The following is a 13,455-nucleotide window of genomic DNA, read 5'->3' on the forward strand; positions in this document are numbered from 1 at the left end:
TGCGCCGACCGAAAGGTGACTAGCCCGACGACGGCGAGCGCCGGGACGGCGCGAGAAACGAGTCGGGCAGTCGGCCTAGAGCGGTGGCGCGATACGCGCGGTCTCGTTCTACGCTTATGCAATGACAGATCACGACCAGACCGCAGCCCGTCGAGAGATCGCAGACGCCCTGCTCGCCGCGCTGGAACGCCGGCATGAGGTCGCCGACGCCATCGTCGAGGCCAAGAACAAGGCCGCTGCGGTCGAGTCGATAGTGACCTTGCTCGGCACCTCCCACCTAGCCGCCGAAGCAGTAATGAGCATGTCCTTCGACCAGCTCACCCAGGATGCGCGCGAGAAGATCCTCGCCGAGCTTGACGACCTGAACAAACAGCTCAGCTTCACCCTTAGAGAGCGTCCGGCTAGCTCGGGCGAGACCCTCGAGCTTCGCCCGTTTTCCGCCGAAGAGGACCGCGACATCTTCGCCGCGCGCACCGAGGAGATGGGCGCCGCTGGCGACGGATCCGGCGGCCCGGCGGGCAGCGTCGACCAAGAGATCCGTGCGGCGATGAAACGTATCGACGACGAAGAGGCCGCGTGGTTCGTGGCGGTCGATTCCGGGCAGAAGGTCGGGCTGGTGTTCGGCGAACTGGTCCACGGCGAGGTGGACGTGCGGATCTGGATCCACCCCGAGCACCGCAAGAAGGGTTACGGCACCGCCGCGCTGCGCAAATGTCGGTCGGAGATGGCGTGGTGTTTCCCCGCCGTTCCGATGGTCGCCCGCGCGCCCGCGGCCAACCCCGGCTAGCCCGACGACGGCGAGCGCTGGGACGGCGCGAGAACGGAGTCGGGCAGTCGGCCTAGGCCGACTGCGACGCCCCCAACTCCAGAAACCGGCGATAGCGGTGCTCGACAGCGTCCGCCCAGGCAGGCTCGGGCTCAACGACGCGGGCGACGCGGGCCCACCGCTCGGCGTCGGCGATCGACGATTCCCAACCAGCTGCCATGCGGCCGAGGAAGGCCGCGCCCAGTGCCGCCCCCTCGGCCACCGCCGACACCTGCACCGGCCGGCCGATTACGTCGGCGATGGCCTGCATCCAGGGCCGCACCCGGGTCCCGCCGCCCGTCGCCACGATGCGCGCCACGGGCGCCCCGCTGAGCTCGATGAGCTGGCGAACGACGAAGCCGGACGCCTCGTAGGCGGCCCGGCGGATGGCTGCGGTGTCGTGGGTCAGATCCAAACCGTCGAGCACGGCGCGGCGATCGGGGTCATGGAACGGCGTGCGCTCACCGCGAATGTACGGCAACCACACCGGCACCCGCCCCGGGTGGGCGACCACTGGATCACCTTGTCCGACAACGTGATCTACCCAGTCGAGGAACAATCCGCCGGCGTTGCTGGCACCTCCGATCTGATTCTTGCCGGCGGCCGTGTGCGGGATGGTCCACAGGCCGGGCACCTGCCGGGCTTCGGACACGGTCGTCCACACGATCAGGGTGGTGCCACACATCACCAGCGCGTCACCGTCGCGGTCGGCACCGGCCACGATTTGTTCGCACAGGGCATCGATGGCGCCGGTCGCCAATAGGGCGTCCGTCCCTGAGGTTCCGTGGACCTGCCCCACCGCCACCCCGAACGTCTCCACCCGTGGCATGCGGTCGGCGCTAGCACCGCAGTCGGCGCATGCCGCGGGGTCCCAGGCCGTCCCATCGAACAGCGGCAGCGTGGTGATGGCGGTGGCGAAGTCGATCACCGCCTCGCCCGCGAGCGCGTAGTTACCCACCGCCGGCGCCGGCCAGTACCCGGCCGCGTGCGGCGCCTGCGCGGCCGTCCAGCGCAGGAACTCGGTGGCCTCCCCTGCCGTTGGCAGCGGCTGTGCCCGTTCTTCCGGGGCCGCGGGCACCCGGCCGCGGCTGTCGCCGTACAGCAGTCCCGGCGTGATGGGCCGGCCCCAGGAATCGACGGCGGTCATCGACGGCACCATCGCCGAAACGGCCACCGCCTTCGGCCCCTGCGGCAGGGATCGGCACAGCTGCTCCAGCGCCGCCAATGGCCCACGCCGCCAAGCCTCGTCGGCGTCGTGCTCCAGCCGATCGGGGGCCGGCACCCGCAGCCGGTGCGGAATACGCGCCCGTGCGGTCACGTGGCCGTCCTCGTCGGCGGCTACCGCCTTGACCGCGGTGGTGCCGATGTCGATCCCGACAGTGACGTCTTCGCGTGACACGAGCGCCACCGTACGCCAGCATTGGAATTCGTGACGTCGCGACCGCGTGCCCTGGTTACCGCCCCGTTGCGGGGACCTGGGTTCACCAAGCTGTGCGAGCTGGCCGACGTGGTGTACGACCCGTGGATCGATGCGACCCCGCTGCGGATCTACAGCGCCGAGCGGCTGGCCGAGCGAATCAGCTCCGAGTCCGCCGATGTCGTTGTGGTGGAAAGCGACTCGGTGAGCGGCCCGGTCTTCGAACTGGACTTGCGCGCCATCGCCGCCACCCGCGGCGATCCCAACAACGTCGACATCCCCGGTGCCACCGCGGCCGGCATCCCGGTGCTGAACACCCCGGCCCGAAACGCCGACGCGGTGGCCGAAATGGCGCTGGCCCTGCTGCTGGCCGCCACCCGTCACCTGCTAACAGCGGACGCGGATGTCCGCAGCGGCAACATATTTCGCGACGGTATCATCCCCTATCAGCGGTTCCGCGGCTGGGAGATCGCAGGACGCACCGCCGGGCTGGTGGGCCTGGGCGCCGTCGGCCGTGCTCTGCGGTGGCGACTGTCTGGGCTGGGGTTGCGGGTCATCGCTTACGACCCATACAACGAGGAGGCCCGTCATAGCCTCGACGAGCTGCTGGGCGAGGCCGACATCGTCTCGCTGCACGCCCCGGTCACCGACGACACCACCGGCATGATTGGGGCCGAGCAGTTCGCCGCCATGCGCGACGGCGTCGTCTTCCTCAACACCGCCCGGGCCCAGCTTCATGACACCGACGCACTCATCGCGGCCCTGCGCACCGGCAAGGTCGCCGCCGCCGGGCTGGACCATTTCGCCGGCGAGTGGCTGCCGACCGACCATCCGTTGACGGGCATGCCGAACGTCGTCCTCACCCCGCACATCGGTGGGGCGACGTGGAACACCGAGGCGCGGCAGGCGCAGATGGTCGCCGACGACCTGGAGGCGTTGCTATCCGGCAACAAGCCAGCCCATATCGTCAACCCGGAGGTGCTCGGCTCATGACATTCGTCGACAATCCAGAGGCCGCGGTACTCGCCGCGGCCAAGGACATGCTGCGCCGGGGGCTGGTCGAGGGAACGGCGGGCAACATCTCAGCCCGGCGCTCCGACGGTAACCTGGTGATCACCCCTTCGTCGGTCGACTACGCGGACATGGAGCTCGACGACCTCGTGCTGGTCGACCCGGAAGGCGCTGTGCTGCAAGCCAAAGACGGTCGCATGCCGTCGACGGAGATGAAGCTGCACCTCGCGTGTTACCGGGCGTTCGACGACATCGGCAGCGTCATTCACAGCCATCCCGTGTGGGCGACCATGTTCGCGATTGCACACGAGCCGATCCCGGCCTGCATCGACGAGTTCGCCGTCTATTGCGGCGGGGACGTTCGCTGCACCGAGTACGCCGCCTCGGGCACACCCGAGGTCGGCATCAACGCGGTGAAGGCGCTGGACGGCCGCGGCGCCGCGCTGATCGCCAACCACGGTCTGGTCGCCGTCGGGCCCCGGCCCGACAAGGTGCTGCACATCACCGCGCTGGTCGAGCGTACTTCCCAAATTGTCTGGGGCGCACGCGCTCTCGGCGGTCCGGTCCCCCTTCCCGAGGACGTGAACCGCAACCTCGCCGCCGTGTACACTTACTTGCGCGCTAATCCTAGGTAGCCAGTCGCCAGTGTGAATCTCGCGACGCGACACACCCGCGTGACGCGTCGTGTGGTTCACGGTCGCCGCCACGCCAAGCCTGACCGGGGCGCCATCACACCGATTGCTCTACCAGATGTCGGATCTATTGGCGCCCTTACGCTCTGACAACACGGCCACGCCACTCGCGCGGCGAGGTGCCATGAGTCCGGCTGAACTGTCGGCTGAAGTACCCGGGATCGGGCACCCCGACCCGTCTGGCGATCTCCGCGACCGGCAGATCGGTCTCAGCCAGTAGTTCGCGAGCTTCGGCCATCCGGCGTTCGATGATCCACTCCTGCACGGTGCGCCCGGTGCGGCGGCGCACGACGGTGGTCAGGTGTCCGGGCGTCATGCCGACCTCGCCGGCGACGTCGCGCAGCGACAATGGCTGGGTGTGGCGTCGGTCGATCACCGCGAACACCTCGGCCAATAACGGTTCACCGCGGCGCCGCAGGTCGGCCACCACGTCGCGAGCCAGCCGCGCGAGCTCGATCAGCAGCACCGTCAAGTGCGCCAGCGCCGCCTGTCGATAGCCTTCCTGCCGCGCGGCCAGCTCCGATTCGATCGACCGGATCGCGTGATCCCACGCCGGTCGCCGATCCCTGGGCACCTCGAGGCGCAGCATCCCTCCCGGACGGCCGTGCAGGAACGGGAAGAGCAGCGGGTGCGCCCGCCACGACGGCCAGGGTGAGCGCGCGTCCTCACCAAGAGCAGCGGGATCGAAGAACACCGCTACCCCGGAATCGGGGTGGTCCAGCTGCCTCGGGTCGAGCACCTCTCCCGCGGCCGCCACGTACACCACGCCCGCCGCGGCGGCGTACCACAGCGCCGGGAAATCGTGAATGTGGCGACCACGTTCTGGCAGTTGGTTACGGCCGCCGCGGACCACCGATACCGGAGGCGTACCCGGATCGGTTCGATACTCATAGACGGGCACGCCCCCGCGGTGGCGGATCAGTCGAGCGGCTTGCGTCATTTAGCCAAAGATAGTCCTACTTTGGGCGAGGATCACCTAATTCTAGAGCCAAGCAACGGTTCACCATCGAATATGTGACCAAACATCATCCACATGACTACCTCCCCGCGGCCGGACATGACGCACTGCTTCCCAGCTACGACCTGCTCACCCGCCTGTTGGGCTTCAACGACGTCCATCAGACTCTCATCGCCCAGGCGGAAATCGCGGACCACCAACGCGTCCTGGAAATTGGCTGCGGCACTGGCAATCTCACCACACGGGTAAAGCATGCCCATCCCGAGGCGGAAGTGGTCGGATCCGATCCAGACCCGCGGGCACTACGACGGGCGCGGCGAAAGGCGGGCCGGTTGACCCGGATTCGCTTCGAAAGCGGTTACGCTCAGCAGTTGCCCTACGCCGACGCCGAATTCGACCGGGTGCTGTCGTCGATGATGCTGCACCATCTCAGCGACGAAGCGAAAACCGCAGCGGCGGCCGAGATTTACCGTGTCTTGCGTCCCGGCGGCAGACTGCACCTGGTTGACATCGGCGGCGACATGAACACCCGCGTCGGCCTGGTCGCGCGGATGATCCGGCGCAGCCGCCACGTAGCCGGCAACCTCGGCGACGCAATTGCACGCCTGCTGCGTACCGCCGGGTTGGACTGCACGGAAGTCGCCACTCAGCGGCACCGCGTGCTCGGGCCGCTCACCTACTATCAGGCCACACGCCCGAGCTAACGCTGACGTCTCGCGTGCTTGTCCTTAACCTGCCGTTGGCCGGTCAAGCGCCGGCCGCGCGATGGAGCGCCGCGCCGCCGAGTGAGCCGATATGGCTCACACGGCGGTCGATCGCGGTCGGTGGACGCTCTCTACGCGTGCCACCGCACCTCGATACACCAAGAGGCTATTCTCGAGCAACTGATCGGCGACCTGGCCGCGGCCGATTGCCATCGCCCCTGACCGTCGCGAAACCTCGTGCTGGACAACCTAACCGGCAGCGATGTCGATCAGGCGTAAGCCCGCAACCCGATCGAAGTCCCTGCGGTTGCGCGTGGCGAACGCCAAGTCAAAGTTCAAACAGATGCCCGCTTGCAGACAGTCGGCCAGCGGAGCCGAACCATGGACAACTCAGCGCTGGTCGAAGGCCACCTTGACCGCGCCACTGTGACCCTGGTCGGCGATTGCCAGGAATGCGTCGCGCCATCGCTCCAGCGGGAACGTATGAGTGAGCATGCGACGCAGGTCGATTCGGCCGTCGGCGGCCAGATCAAGATAGTGGGCGATGGCGTGCTGGCGACGCCCGTCGACCTCCTCGATGCCGAAGGCGTTGGAGCCGACCCAGCTGATCTCTTTGAAGTACAGCGGGCTCCACTCCCACCGCCCAGGCGCATGGACGCCGGCCTTGACCAGCGTCCCGCGCGAGGTCAGCACCCGCACCCCGACTTCGAATGTCTCGGGCTTGCCGACGGTGTCGTACGCCACGTCAACCGCACCTGGGTGGGCCATTGGCAGACCCCGCAACGGCTGCCGCAGCCGGCCGCCGCCCCAGGCGACCAGCTCCTCGATGATGGCCAGACGTGGTTCGTGCGCAAGGACTTTCGTGGCCCCGAACCGCCGGGCCAGCTCCGCTTGGGCCGGGAAGCGTGCGACGACGGCCACCGCCACGTCCGGATACCGCGCCCGCAGGATCGCGACCGCGCACAACCCGAGCGTGCCGGCGCCATACACCAGAGCTCGGCCGGAGCTGGGCGGCGGATGGCGGGTGATCGCATGCAGGGACACCGAGAACGGGTCGGCGAATACCGCGGCTTCGTCCGGCACGGAATCCGGGACCGCAAACAACATGCTGTCGTGGGCGGGCATCAACTCGGCATATCCGCCGGTAGCATCGGCCGACACCCCAGTATGGATGCCGGGCTTGAGGTCGCCGTCGGCAAAGCTCCAGCACAGGCTGTAGTCGCCGCTTTCGCAGGCCGGACATGGCGGCTCGATGCCGCGCGGCCGGCACGACAGCCACGGGTTGAGCACCACGCGCTGGCCGACGTGAAGCCCTCGGGCCTTGGGGCCTAACTCGACCACGTCTGCAACCACCTCGTGGCCCATGACTTGCGGGAAGGAACAGAACGCCGCCATCGCGTTATCGGCGTCACCCTCGCCGAAATCCATCAGGATCTGCTTGGAGTCCGACCCACAGATCCCGGTCAATCGGGGCCGAGTAATGACCCAATCCTGGTGTGGCAGTGTGGGATCGGGCAGCAGCCGAAGCGCCGTCGGGGTGCGGCTCAGATTCTTCGCAAGCAGGCTAGAGTTTTCGGGAACCTCGAATGGTTCCGGTGGCACGCCGTAGACCAGAGCCTTCATTGCCGCGCCGCGCCGGCGATAAATGCGTCCAGGTCGGCATTCTTGGCGTCGACAATCGGTTTCAGGTTGGGGAGATAGTGCTCGAAGCGGTCACTGCTCATCGCCGCGATGATCCCCTCGGCCACCTCGTCGGCCGCGACCTTGGGTCCACGGTAGCTGGGTTCGTCATTGTCCGGGCGATCCCAAATCTCGGTATCTACCGGACCCGGCTCGATCAACTTCACCGAGACTCCAGTACCCGCCAAGTCGACGGCCAGCGCTTCACTCCAACCGCATAGCGCGAATTTGCTTGCGCAGTATGCAGATTCATGAAGAATGGCCAGCCGGCCGGCCACACTGGAAACGTTGACGATCATGCCCGATCCGCGCGCCAGCATCCGCGGCAGCAGGGCCAGCGTCAGCCGCATCGGGGCGGCGAAGTTGACCCGCATGACGGCCTCCACCTCGTCCGGCTTGAGCGCGGTGACGGCCCGGCGCTTCGGAACGGCGGCGTTGTTCACCAGCACGTCGATGCCGCCCAGTGCGTGCCACGCGGCCAGCGCCAGTCGGCCGACCGTGGCGGTGTCGCCCAAGTCGGCCACCCACATCGCCGAGTCCGGCGACGTCATCTGGCACTCGTCCAACACCTCGCTTAACCGATCCCGCCGACGTGCGATTAGCCCCACCACCGCGCCCTGGGCCGCCAGCTGCCTGGCCAAGGCGGCCCCCACCCCTGAGGAAGCGCCGGTGATGAGCACTCGCTTGCCGGTCATGATGCGCGACATGGTTCAAGGTTGCCGTGAATATCCACGCGCGACACCGGTTTGGCAGAAACTCGTCGATTTGGGCGTGCGCGGCCGAACAGGTTTCAGAGATCGCCCAACCGCGCACCCAGGGTCGCAACCGTGCCGCCGGATTGGCCTGCCGAATCCCTAAAGATCGCTGGTGAGGGCGGGTTTCGTTGAAGATACCCGCCCTCGGGTCCTAGCCTGCGGGTCAATTGGCCGGCACCGACACTGGGAGGCCCGATGTCATTTGTGATCACCACACCCGAGCTGATGGGGGCCGCGGCACACGATTTGGCCGGCATCGGATCGGCGATCAACGCGGCCGACGCAGCCGCAGCCGCCCCACCACCGAGGTGCTGCGCCGACGGCACCGCCGGCTCCGGCGGGCTGCTGTTGGGCATTCCGGGTGCCCATGGGTTGACGAACGTGTTGGCGTAGTCGGCCAGGCCACGGCCGCAGCCAGATTTTTTATATTTGCTAAATATTAGCTGGGGTGAGGACAGGGGCACCACATGACGGCGACCGACTCTATCAGGCACGACGGAGACACCTGGGATCTGACATCAAGCGTCGGGGCCACGGCGACGATGGTCGCGGCAGCACGAGCGATAGCGACCCACGCCGAAAACCCGCTGATCAACGATCCGTTCGCCGAACCGTTGGTCCGGGCGGTGGGCATGGACCTGCTAACCCGGCTGGCGAGCGGGGAGCTGACGCCTGCAGAGATCGACGACCCGGACCGCCCGAACGCGTCGGTGCGGCGCATGGTCGACAACATGGCCGTCCGCACCAAGGTCTTCGACGAGTTCTTCCTGGACGCGACCAACACGGGCATCAGGCAAGCCGTCATCCTGGCTTCGGGACTGGATTCCCGCGCCTTCCGGCTGCCCTGGCCGGCGCAGACCATGGTTTACGAAATCGACCAGCCGCAAGTCATCGAGTTCAAGACCCGCACCCTCGCGGAGCTGGACGCCACTCCCACCGCCGGCCGGCGGGTAGTGGCCATCGATCTACGCGCGGACTGGCCCACCGCGTTGCGCGCGGCGGGCTTCGACCCAAGCCAGCCCACCGCGTGGAGCGCTGAGGGCCTGCTGGGCTACCTTCCGCCGGAGGCGCAGGACCGTCTGCTGGATACCGTCACCGCACTCAGCGCGCCCGGCAGCAGGTTCGCCACCGAATGCGTGCACCAAATCGAGCCCGATCACGAAGAACGGGTGAGGGCATACATAAAGAGCCTCTTCGATCCTTGGCGCGCACACGGTTTCGATATCGACATGGAGGGGCTGGTGTACTTCGGCGACCGCAACGAGGCCTCGGCCTACCTGTCCGACCATGGCTGGCTGGTGAGCGAGGCCGACGCTCAGGAACTCCTCGCAGCCAACGGGCTTCCACAAGTCGAAGACGAGGACATTCCCGTACCTGACTTGTTCTATGTCAGCGCCACGCTGTACCGGAACACCCGAGCCGAACCACCACAAGCTGAGGTACGCTCACAGCGGGCTTGAGCTCCCCGACGACGCGATGACGGCGATAACCGCAGAGATGGGACAGGCATGGCGCGCGCCCACGACGACAACTGGGACTTGGCGTCCAGCGTCGGCGCCACCGCCACTATGGTCGCGGCCGGACGCGCAATGGCGACCAAGGATCCCCGCGGTTTGATCAATGATCCGTTTGCCGAACCATTGGTGCGCGCGGTTGGGGTGGATTTCTTCAACAAGATGATGGATGGCGAGCTCGATCTCGAGGCGATCGAGAACGGTTCGTCGGTACGAGCCCAGGCGATGGTCGACGGAATGGCGGTACGCACCAAGTACTTTGACGACTATTTTGGCGACGCCACGGCCCGCGGCGTGCGTCAGGCAGTGATCCTGGCTTCCGGGCTGGACGCACGCGCCTATCGACTGTCGTGGCCCGACGGGACCGTGGTCTATGAACTTGACCAACCCCAGGTGATCGAATTCAAGACAACCACCCTGGCCGGTATCGGTGCCGAGCCCACTGCAACGCGGCGCCCCATTCCCATCGACCTGCGCGGTGACTGGCCGGCGGCGCTCCAAGCGGCCGGCTTGGACACCAGCGCACCCACTGCCTGGTTGGCCGAAGGACTGCTGATCTACTTGCCGCCGGACGCTCAAGACCGGTTGTTCGACAACATTACCGTGCTCAGCGCTCCGGGCAGCGCGGTCGCCACCGAATTTGTCCCTGGCATAGTGGATTTCGATGTCGACCGGGCACGGGAGATGTCGGGCTCGTTTCGCGCTCACGGCTTGGACATCGACATGGGTTCGCTGGTCTACACCGGCGACCGCAATCACGTCGTCGACTATTTGCGCGGCAAGGGGTGGGACGTCGAGGGTGTGACCCGGGCCGAGCTGTTCAGACGCAACGGCTTGGAAGTTCCCGCCCCGGAAGACGATGACCCGCTGGGCGAAATCATCTTCATCAGCGGCCGCTTGACCGGTTAGTGGCGATCGCAAGCCCGGCGCAGCCGGGAGCAGCGGGTCGCCACCATGGGGTTGGTCCACCCGCTAGAAGCGCGACTCCCCAAGCCACAGCACGCTGGCACCGCTCAGTGCCCCCTCGACATGCTCGATGATCCCGACCACCGAGCGGACAAGTAGCGCGCCCACCGCATCCGGCAGCGACGCCGCTGCCGGCTGTGACGACGGGCGCGGCCGCACCATGTCCCATAGCGAAGAGCCCGGGTAGCTGACGATGCGAACGTCGGCGTCTGCGTCCAGACCGGCCAGAACCTTCGCGCGGCGCACCGCGGTTCGAAGCCCCCCGAGTTCGTCGACCAGGCCGCGTTCGCACGCGTCGGCACCGGTCCAGACTCGGCCTCGCGCGACGACATCCACGGCTTCGGGGCTCATGTTGCGACCGTCGGCGACGCGTTGCACGAAGTCGTTGTAGAACAAATCCGCCTCGGCTTCGCGGTGGGCCTGCTGCTCCGGTGTGAAAGGGGCGTCAACGGACCAGGCGTCGGCATTGGCGTTGGTGCGCACGGTATCTGACCCGACGCCCAGCCGCTCCTTGAGGTCTCGAACCACCAGCTTTCCGGTGATCACACCAATCGAACCGGTGATCGTGGCCGGATTGGCAACGATCGCGTCGGCGCCCATCGAAACGTAGTAGCCGCCGGAGGCAGCGACCGCACCCATCGACGCCACCACCGGCTTGCCACGCTCACGGGCCCTTACCACCTCACGCCAGATGGTCTCCGATGCGGTGACCGAGCCGCCGGGACTGTCCACCCGCAGCACAATGGCGGACACCGAATCGTCGGCGGCAGCCTCCCGCAGCGCCGCGGCGATGGTGTCGCCGCCGACGGCCGAGGGGCCGAACGGCAAGAATTGCGGCCCACGTCCGTTGACGATCATCCCTTCGAGGCTGACCACGGCGACGGTTGGCTTGGGTCGGTGGCCGGGAATCGACGGCACCGGCGGCGCCAGGCGGGGCCGGGCAGAACGTGCGTATCGCGCCAGGTGTATCCGTGGCAGAGCTTTTTCGCTCGTGGCCAGGTTATCCGGTGAAATACCTTCCACACCAACCAATTCCGCGATGCGGGCATAGGCTTCGTCGCGGAATCCGATCCGGTCGATCAGACCGGACGCGATGGCCTCGTCACGCAACAGCGGAGCCCGGTCGGCCAGCTCGTCGAGCGCACCGGCATCGATATCGCGCGACTTGGCCACCGCCTGCCACACCTGGTCTTGCACACTTTCCAGCATCCGGGTGACCGCTTCGCGGTGCGCGTCGGTGAAGCCGTCCTCGGTGAAAAGGTTCGCCGCCGACTTATATTCGCCGCGCGCGAAAAACTGGGCTTCAATTCCCGCTTTGTCCAGCGCGTCACGCAGGAACATGGCGTTGCTGGCGAAGCCGACCAGCCCGAGGCTGCCCGAGGGCTGCATCCAGACCTCACCGAACGCCGAAGCCAAGTAGTAGGACATCGTGCCTGGATAGGTCTCGGCCCAGGCCAGCGAAGGCTTGACGGCGCTGAAGGCCGTGATGGCCTCGCGCAGCTCCTGCACCGCTCCGGCCGGCGAAGCTGCGAGCTGTACCCGCGCGATCAGCCCCGCGACCCGCGGGTCTTCGGCCGCGCGGTGGATGGCGGCGACGGCGGCGCGCAGCGCCAAAGGCCGGCCGGTCCCGGTGACGATCGCGACCGGGTCGAATCCCGTCGACTCCGGCGGCACGGACCGCAGGTTTACTTCGAGCACACAGCCGTTGGGAACGCCGTGGTGACGGGCGGTATCGACGCGACTGGCCAGCGCACGCACGTCATCCACACCGGGAAGGAATGACAGGAAACCGAACATAATCGCAGCGTACCGATGCCTTACCCGCGGCCACCGTACGGTGGAGAAATGCGGCTCTCCATCGCTATCCCCCAACTCGACTCCGGCAGCTTCGACGACGCCGGGCTGCGCGCGTTTCTCGGCTGCGCTGAGGAGCTCGGGTTTGAGGGAGGCTGGGTGCTCGAGCAGATCATCGGCGACGCGCCGCTACTGGCGCCGCTAGAGCTGCTGGCGTATTGCGCGGCCTGCACCCAGCGGCTACGGCTCGGTGTGGCCGTGCTGGTGACGTCACTGCATGATCCGCTGCAGCTCGCCTCGGCCGCCAGTACGGTCGATCGGCTCAGCCACGGACGGCTCGATGTTGGTGTCGCACCGGGCGGTGGCCGTCGCAGGTTCGCCGCTTTCGGGGTGGAAAAGGACTCTTACATCAGCTATTTCACCGAAGGCTTGGAACTGATGAAGGCCGCCTGGTCCGACCAGCCCCGGGTGACATTTCACGGCCGCTTCCGTGTTGTCGACGACCTGCCTATCCAGCCGAAGCCTGTCCAGCGACCGCACCCGCCGATCTGGTTCGGGGGCCTTGCGCCGAAAGCACTGGCCAGGGCGGTCCGTCACGGCGACGCGTTCCTCGGCGCGGGCTCTGCGACCACCGCAGCCTTCGCCGAAGCCGTCACCACCGTGCGCCGTGAGCTTGCCGAACAGCAGAAGGACCCGGCGCACTTCACCATCGGCAAGCGGGTTTATCTGATCGTTGACGACGACCCCGCCCGGGCCCGTGAGCGCGCACTCGCCGGGCTGCGGCGCATCTATGGCCAAATGCCCGGTATCGAAGCGGTTTCGGTGTCCGGCAAGCCCGGCGACGTAGCCCGCGGGCTGCACGAAGTGATCGACGCCGGCGCCCAGATGCTGCTGCTCAATCCCGTCGGCCCCGACGTCGCACAGAACCGCGAACAGATGGAACGCCTTGCCGCAGAAGTGATCCCACAGCTGACTTAGTTGCGCGAGCAGTCGCAAAAGCCCCCGACACCAACGTAAGGGGTTTTTGTCAAGGGGTTGGGGGGCCTGCCCGTTCCTCGTCTCTACGTAGCGATCAACCGGGGTTCGTGATGCCCCGACAGCGTGCAATCGAGTTCGGTGAGGAATGGGCGGGGCCTGCTCATGGTGTCGGTCGAGGTGG

13 protein-coding genes are annotated in these 13,455 nt (G+C 67.1%); 8 read left to right on the top strand and 5 right to left on the bottom strand.

The genetic code is table 11. The annotated features are described in order from the left end of the window. The first annotated feature begins 121 nt into the window (after positions 1-121). Positions 122-787, top strand: coding sequence for a GNAT family N-acetyltransferase (locus tag G6N24_RS16760; RefSeq protein WP_085157808.1), 666 nt, complete (start codon positions 122-124; stop codon positions 785-787). 52 nt (positions 788-839) lie between these two features. Here G6N24_RS16760 and G6N24_RS16765 read toward each other — a convergent pair whose 3' ends face one another. Next, positions 840-2,204 (bottom strand): xylulokinase, encoded by a 1,365-nt coding sequence (locus G6N24_RS16765; RefSeq protein ID WP_085158034.1) that lies wholly within the window; start codon positions 2,202-2,204, stop codon positions 840-842. Between the two features lie 30 nt (positions 2,205-2,234). Between G6N24_RS16765 and G6N24_RS16770 the strand changes: the two genes are divergently transcribed. Continuing rightward, the gene (locus G6N24_RS16770; protein WP_085157806.1) at positions 2,235-3,215 is read left to right on the top strand and encodes an NAD(P)-dependent oxidoreductase; all 981 of its coding nucleotides are present in this window, start codon (positions 2,235-2,237) and stop codon (positions 3,213-3,215) included. Continuing rightward, positions 3,212-3,868 (top strand): L-fuculose-phosphate aldolase, encoded by a 657-nt coding sequence (locus G6N24_RS16775; RefSeq protein WP_085157804.1) that lies wholly within the window; start codon positions 3,212-3,214, stop codon positions 3,866-3,868. Before G6N24_RS16770 ends, G6N24_RS16775 begins: the two co-directional genes overlap by 4 nt. A gap of 136 nt (positions 3,869-4,004) precedes the next feature. Here G6N24_RS16775 and G6N24_RS16780 read toward each other — a convergent pair whose 3' ends face one another. Beyond that, positions 4,005-4,865, bottom strand: a complete 861-nt coding sequence (locus G6N24_RS16780; RefSeq protein WP_085157802.1) for a helix-turn-helix transcriptional regulator — start codon at positions 4,863-4,865, stop codon at positions 4,005-4,007. Positions 4,866-4,939: 74 nt separating this feature from the next. On the opposite strand from G6N24_RS16780, the gene G6N24_RS16785 reads away from it, so the two are divergent. Then, positions 4,940-5,587 (top strand): class I SAM-dependent methyltransferase, encoded by a 648-nt coding sequence (locus G6N24_RS16785; RefSeq protein WP_372514551.1) that lies wholly within the window; start codon positions 4,940-4,942, stop codon positions 5,585-5,587. Positions 5,588-5,977: 390 nt separating this feature from the next. Here G6N24_RS16785 and G6N24_RS16790 read toward each other — a convergent pair whose 3' ends face one another. Continuing rightward, positions 5,978-7,210: a zinc-dependent alcohol dehydrogenase gene (locus G6N24_RS16790; protein WP_085157796.1), complete on the bottom strand. Its 1,233-nt coding sequence runs from the start codon at positions 7,208-7,210 to the stop codon at positions 5,978-5,980. Next, positions 7,207-7,962 carry an SDR family NAD(P)-dependent oxidoreductase gene (locus G6N24_RS16795; protein ID WP_085158032.1) on the bottom strand — a complete coding sequence of 252 codons (756 nt, stop codon included), beginning with the start codon at positions 7,960-7,962 and terminating at the stop codon, positions 7,207-7,209. Before G6N24_RS16795 ends, G6N24_RS16790 begins: the two co-directional genes overlap by 4 nt. A 255-nt stretch (positions 7,963-8,217) precedes the next feature. On the opposite strand from G6N24_RS16795, the gene G6N24_RS25395 reads away from it, so the two are divergent. The 3 genes from G6N24_RS25395 to G6N24_RS16810 all read left to right on the top strand — a co-directional run bounded on the left by G6N24_RS25395 (position 8,218) and on the right by G6N24_RS16810 (position 10,445). Beyond that, complete coding sequence (locus G6N24_RS25395; protein WP_085157794.1) at positions 8,218-8,415, top strand: PE domain-containing protein; 198 nt, start codon at positions 8,218-8,220, stop codon at positions 8,413-8,415. A 74-nt stretch (positions 8,416-8,489) separates the two neighbouring features. After that, positions 8,490-9,482 (top strand): class I SAM-dependent methyltransferase, encoded by a 993-nt coding sequence (locus G6N24_RS16805; protein ID WP_085157792.1) that lies wholly within the window; start codon positions 8,490-8,492, stop codon positions 9,480-9,482. Between the two features lie 48 nt (positions 9,483-9,530). Beyond that, entirely contained in the window at positions 9,531-10,445 is a 915-nt protein-coding gene (locus G6N24_RS16810) for a class I SAM-dependent methyltransferase (protein WP_085157790.1), read from the top strand. A gap of 63 nt (positions 10,446-10,508) precedes the next feature. On the opposite strand, the gene sppA is transcribed toward G6N24_RS16810, so the two are convergent. Then, positions 10,509-12,299, bottom strand: a complete 1,791-nt coding sequence (sppA, locus tag G6N24_RS16820) for a signal peptide peptidase SppA (protein ID WP_085157788.1) — start codon at positions 12,297-12,299, stop codon at positions 10,509-10,511. A gap of 48 nt (positions 12,300-12,347) precedes the next feature. Between sppA and G6N24_RS16825 the strand changes: the two genes are divergently transcribed. After that, the gene (locus G6N24_RS16825; protein WP_085157786.1) at positions 12,348-13,274 is read left to right on the top strand and encodes an LLM class flavin-dependent oxidoreductase; all 927 of its coding nucleotides are present in this window, start codon (positions 12,348-12,350) and stop codon (positions 13,272-13,274) included. Positions 13,275-13,455 lie beyond the last annotated feature (181 nt).

It is taken from the genome of Mycobacterium lacus, assembly GCF_010731535.1.
GTDB classification, from domain to species: Bacteria; Actinomycetota; Actinomycetes; order Mycobacteriales; family Mycobacteriaceae; genus Mycobacterium; species Mycobacterium lacus.

Coding starts and splice junctions, on each gene's coding strand:
- G6N24_RS16825 (WP_085157786.1), top strand. CDS start 12,348: ATGCGGCTCTCCATCGCTATCCCCCAACTCGACTCCGGCAGCTTCGAC.
- G6N24_RS16805 (WP_085157792.1), top strand. CDS start 8,490: ATGACGGCGACCGACTCTATCAGGCACGACGGAGACACCTGGGATCTG.
- G6N24_RS16810 (WP_085157790.1), top strand. CDS start 9,531: ATGGCGCGCGCCCACGACGACAACTGGGACTTGGCGTCCAGCGTCGGC.
- G6N24_RS25395 (WP_085157794.1), top strand. CDS start 8,218: ATGTCATTTGTGATCACCACACCCGAGCTGATGGGGGCCGCGGCACAC.
- sppA (WP_085157788.1), bottom strand. CDS start 12,299: ATGTTCGGTTTCCTGTCATTCCTTCCCGGTGTGGATGACGTGCGTGCG.
- G6N24_RS16790 (WP_085157796.1), bottom strand. CDS start 7,210: ATGAAGGCTCTGGTCTACGGCGTGCCACCGGAACCATTCGAGGTTCCC.
- G6N24_RS16760 (WP_085157808.1), top strand. CDS start 122: ATGACAGATCACGACCAGACCGCAGCCCGTCGAGAGATCGCAGACGCC.
- G6N24_RS16780 (WP_085157802.1), bottom strand. CDS start 4,865: ATGACGCAAGCCGCTCGACTGATCCGCCACCGCGGGGGCGTGCCCGTC.
- G6N24_RS16775 (WP_085157804.1), top strand. CDS start 3,212: ATGACATTCGTCGACAATCCAGAGGCCGCGGTACTCGCCGCGGCCAAG.
- G6N24_RS16795 (WP_085158032.1), bottom strand. CDS start 7,962: ATGACCGGCAAGCGAGTGCTCATCACCGGCGCTTCCTCAGGGGTGGGG.